At 60.0% G+C, this 4,573-nt stretch carries 4 protein-coding genes; all 4 read right to left on the bottom strand.

All coding sequences use genetic code 11. The annotated features are described in order from the left end of the window. Nucleotides 1–86 precede the first annotated feature (86 nt). Nucleotides 87–587, bottom strand: a complete 501-nt coding sequence (locus AC0L27_RS40720; protein ID WP_354205206.1) for a mismatch-specific DNA-glycosylase — start codon at nucleotides 585–587, stop codon at nucleotides 87–89. A 42-nt stretch (nucleotides 588–629) separates the two neighbouring features. Next, nucleotides 630–1,709, bottom strand: a complete 1,080-nt coding sequence (locus AC0L27_RS40715) for a hypothetical protein (protein ID WP_354205208.1) — start codon at nucleotides 1,707–1,709, stop codon at nucleotides 630–632. Nucleotides 1,710–1,819: 110 nt separating this feature from the next. Next, nucleotides 1,820–2,617: a hypothetical protein gene (locus AC0L27_RS40710; protein WP_354205210.1), complete on the bottom strand. Its 798-nt coding sequence runs from the start codon at nucleotides 2,615–2,617 to the stop codon at nucleotides 1,820–1,822. Between the two features lie 25 nt (nucleotides 2,618–2,642). Then, nucleotides 2,643–4,535: a phosphomethylpyrimidine synthase ThiC gene (gene thiC / locus AC0L27_RS40705; protein ID WP_473323690.1), complete on the bottom strand. Its 1,893-nt coding sequence runs from the start codon at nucleotides 4,533–4,535 to the stop codon at nucleotides 2,643–2,645. Nucleotides 4,536–4,573: the final 38 nt, after the last annotated feature.

Raw genomic sequence — 4,573 nt, 5'->3', positions numbered from 1 at the left:
GTCTCCGCCAAACCACTCCCTGAGGTTATGGGTCCCGGCCTTCGCCGGGACGACGCCTGAGGGTGGAGCGCTATCGCAAATTCACGCTACGCCGCGATCCACTTCGCCAGCTCCCGCCACGGTTCGATCGTCCAATGCCCGGACGCCGCCCCGGACGGCGAGGGCAGCACGAACAATTCGGGCAAACTCTCATCGCGCTTCTGCCGCCCCAGCGCAATTACGCTGGACGGCCTGCCATAAAACAAGCTCGCCGCCTTCTTGCTCGTGAACGCAATTGTCCGTGGTCGATACTTCTCGATTTTGGCCCTGAAGCCTGGCACGTCGATCGTGTCAGCCGCGATCTGGTGATCCATCCCGGCGCCCGACTTGGAGAGATCGGTGAATCCGATCCCGAGCTCCAGCAGCGCGGCGAACTCGCCCGGCTGATAGCGCCGCGGCGTGATCCCAGCCTCATGGATCGCGCGCCAGAAGCGGTTGCCGGGATGGGCGTAGTAGTGCCCGAGCTCCGCCGAGCGCGTGCTGGCAGCGGTGCCGACGAAGACGAGGCGGAGGTTGGCGAGGAGTTGGTCGGGGAGGCGGTCAGCCACTCGTAAGTCGTCCAGATTTGCAGCAAAACCGACGCAGAGACGCTATTTCTTGAACAGCTCGCTTTGAATTGCTTCATGTTCAATCGCGACCTTGGTGCTGGTGCCATCCAAAGCGTGATTGATCTCGCTTCGCCACATTTCAACGTATGCCGACCGAGTGCTGCCTACGATGCGGTGGATCGCCTGATTGATGCGTGGCCACTTTGCCAGGTGGTTGGCTAATGAGAGCAAAAGATCTCCTCGCGTCATCGGCCATTGCTGCTTAAACAGCCTGGGCAATAACGCCGCGATGACCTGTTCATCAGAATCCCAGCGCGCGCCGACAAACAACTTGCGAAGCTCGGCCAGTGTCCATGCGGCCGTCTGAGCCCGGTCGCTCTTGTATTCCGAGAGGGCAGACTTGCCAACCGCCGGGTCATTGAGGATCGCGGCAATTAGCATTGCAATGCGTTCCTCCTGACGGCCAGTCAATGCTATACTGCGAGCGAGTTCCTTTGCTCGCCGCTTCACAAGTTCGATGTCCTCATGCTCGATGACATAGCTTCTGTCATTGGCGTCGGGCGGGAGCTCGAATTCGAGCATGATCTTGCTGATCAGTTTTTCAATGTCGATGTGCTTTTGATCATCCGCGCTGAGAGACGAGAGATCGATGGAGATTGTTCCGTCGGCGTTTACGGACGCGGAAAGTTGCCCCCGGGCGTGTAGTATACGCCGGCACATCGGGGCGTCGATGGCGCTTGCCAGTAGGCAACTCCATAGTATGGACTTTAGTACCGAGCCCTCATAGTAGCTTCGCGCCGCTGCGGCGCCTTGCTGTTCTAAGAGCAGCGTACGCATGCGCGCGCGCGCAACTTTCTTTTCTTGTCCTGTTCCGATCAATTCCCTGATTTGTACAACGATGCCATGCCGATTTGGGTTTGCTTCTGCAAAGCTCGCCAATCTCGGTCGCAATACTCGCAATGATCCAGCATGCATCGAAGTCGCAGTAGGAACGAAAGCATAGACTTGAGGATCGCCAATGCTTGCAGTTAAGCTGCTTTCCAGCGGTTGAATAGGCGATTGAAAATCTTCCAAAATTCGAAACCCGGCGACGCGGCCCGTTAGCTCGTCGATTTCTTGCACGACCAATCGAGGGTCGTCGGGATTACTAAAAACTGGCAAAGCGAAACCGATCCCGCTTTGAGTTAAAGGCAGGCAGCCTACCAGATTTCTCGTCTCTGGCTTCTTTCGTCTCAAAGGGCGCCCCAGCCTTGATAGAGGTCCTTCGCTGCTGCCTCTAGTTGAGCCTGATAATACTCCGGATGGCGGCCAGGCACAAAGTTGTACGGTTGAATTATGGCGCCCGCCTTCTGTAACTCCTTCAGCCACGGCGCGCCATCGTCCCATAGTGTGTGAGGAACAATTATTGCAAGTAGATTGTCCTTGAGTGGGACCTTCTCGGCGAGGATGACTTCGATGGAGCATATCCGGTCGTCCGGTTCGTTTCGCCCGGGTGATGTGAGCAAGTTCAAATAGGCCCGCGCAAGAAAGTCATATGATTTGGTCAAGGCTGAAGGATCCGGGAGGGCATAAATATTCCCCTCGAAATAGGAGAGCCGTGAGCCAAAAGTACCCATTATGAGTTTATTTGGCCTGGATGTGTCCGTCCCCAAGCTGAAATCCTCTACGGCCATCTCATCGGTCAGCATGTGCTTATACAGCCGCTTGGAAAATGCTCCGGTGTCAAAGGCAAATGTTGCCGTCGCCTTTTGAATTAGTTTCGCGTTGAAAATAAAGCAGCACGGACAGGCTGCTTCGACTTTGACCGCCCCGTCTCCACTCACGCGGTACGCCGGGCGACCATAGAAGAAGTACGCGAGAGGTTCTCCGAAGACCTCGCACTGAAGAAGGTCAATTTGCCCGGCCTTCGCGATGTCGGCTGCGACAAGAGCCTTGGTAATGTGTGTGAGGGGCATAGGCGGCCAGTTCGGGTCTGGCTGCTTATCCACCCAGTCGCGAAAATCCGTTCTACCGCCAGCAAGTTTTGCCATGGCGTGGCCCTAAGCGCGTGCCCCTTCACAACACCCGATTGCTCTCCTTCACCTTCTCGGCATCCAGATACAAGTTCTCGCCCATCTCCTTGAACTTCGCGCTCATCTGCTTCATGCCGTCCTCGGCCGTCCCGCTCATCGACATGCCCACGCCGTTCGGATCATTCAGCGTCGCCGCATAATCCCGCACGTCCTGCGTGATCTTCATCGAGCAGAATTTCGGGCCGCACATCGAGCAGAAATGCGCGACCTTGTGGGCTTCTTTCGGCAGGGTCTCGTCATGGAAGTTTTTGGCGGTGTCGGGGTCGAGGCCGAGGTTGAACTGGTCGCTCCAGCGGAAGTCGAAACGGGCGCGGGACAGCGCGTCGTCGCGCAGCTGCGCGGCGGGGTGGCCCTTGGCGAGATCGGAGGCGTGGGCGGCGATCTTGTAGGTGATGACGCCGACCTTGACGTCGTTGCGGTCGGGCAGGCCGAGATGCTCCTTCGGCGTGACGTAGCAGAGCATGGCGCAGCCGAACCAGCCGATCATGGCCGCACCGATGCCCGAGGTGATGTGGTCGTAGCCCGGCGCGATGTCGGTGGTCAGGGGCCCGAGGGTGTAGAACGGCGCTTCGCCGCACTCCTTGAGCTGCTTGTCCATGTTGATCTTGATCTTGTGCATCGGCACGTGGCCGGGGCCTTCGATCATGACCTGGCAGCCCTTGTCCCACGCGATCTTCGTGAGTTCTCCGAGCGTCTCGAGCTCGGCGAACTGGGCGCGATCGTTGGCATCCGCAATCGAGCCCGGACGCAGGCCGTCGCCGAGCGAGAACGAGACGTCATACTTGCGCATGAGGTCGCAGATCTCGTCGAAATGGGTGTAGAGGAAGCTCTCCTTGTGATGCGCCAGGCACCACTTCGCCATGATCGAGCCGCCGCGGCTGACGATGCCGGTGACGCGGCTGGCGGTGAGGTGGATGTATTGCAGGCGCACGCCGGCGTGGATGGTGAAATAGTCGACGCCCTGCTCGCACTGCTCGATCAGCGTGTCCTTGTAGAGCTCCCAGGTCAGCTTGACCGGATCGCCGTCGCACTTCTCCAGCGCCTGATAGATCGGAACGGTGCCGATCGGCACCGGCGCGTTGCGCAAAATCCATTCGCGGGTGGTGTGGATGTTGCGGCCCGTGGAGAGGTCCATCACGGTGTCGGCGCCCCAGCGGATCGCCCACACCATCTTCTCGACCTCTTCCTCGACCGATGACGTCACCGCCGAGTTGCCGATATTGGCGTTGATCTTGGTGAGGAAGTTGCGGCCGATGATCATCGGCTCGAGCTCTGAGTGGTTGATGTTGCAGGGAATGATGGCGCGCCCGCGCGCGATCTCGGAGCGCACGAACTCCGGGGTGATGAAGGCGGGCACTTCCGCGCCAAAGCTTTCGCCGTCGGCAAGGGCTGCTTCCGCACGCTCGAGCTGCTCTTTGCGGCCGAGATTTTCGCGTGCGGCGACGTAGATCATCTCCTTGGTGATGATGCCGGCACGGGCAAATTCGAGCTGCGTGATCTTGTGGCCGTCGAGGCCGCGCAGCGGCTGGTGATAGGCCGAGAAGGCACGCGCGGCCTTGTCGGTGGAGACGCTGCCGTTGTCCTCCGGCTTGATCTGCCGGCCCTGATATTCCTCGACGCCGCCGCGCTCCAGCACCCAGGCCTTGCGGCCGCGCGCGAGGCCGGCGTTGACGTCGATGGTCACGCTCGGGTCGGTGTAGGGGCCGGAGGTGTCGTACACCGGCAGGTTCGGCTCGCCCGCGCCTTCGGACAGGATGATCTCGCGCAAGGGCACGCGGAGATCAGGGGCGGCATCGGGCGAGGCGAAGATTTTTCGCGACGAGGGCAGCGGGCCGGTGGTGACGGCGGCGGCCGGCGCGCTCGCCCATCTCGTCACTCATGAGCACGCGGTGGCGCCGATGATCGGCGCCTCGG

Source organism: Bradyrhizobium sp. Ken51, assembly GCF_055807435.1.
The sequence above is the reverse complement of the archived record's forward strand: the minus strand, read 5'-3'. Positions and strand labels throughout refer to the sequence as shown.

Coding starts and splice junctions, on each gene's coding strand:
- AC0L27_RS40710 (WP_354205210.1), bottom strand. CDS start 2,617: ATGGCAAAACTTGCTGGCGGTAGAACGGATTTTCGCGACTGGGTGGAT.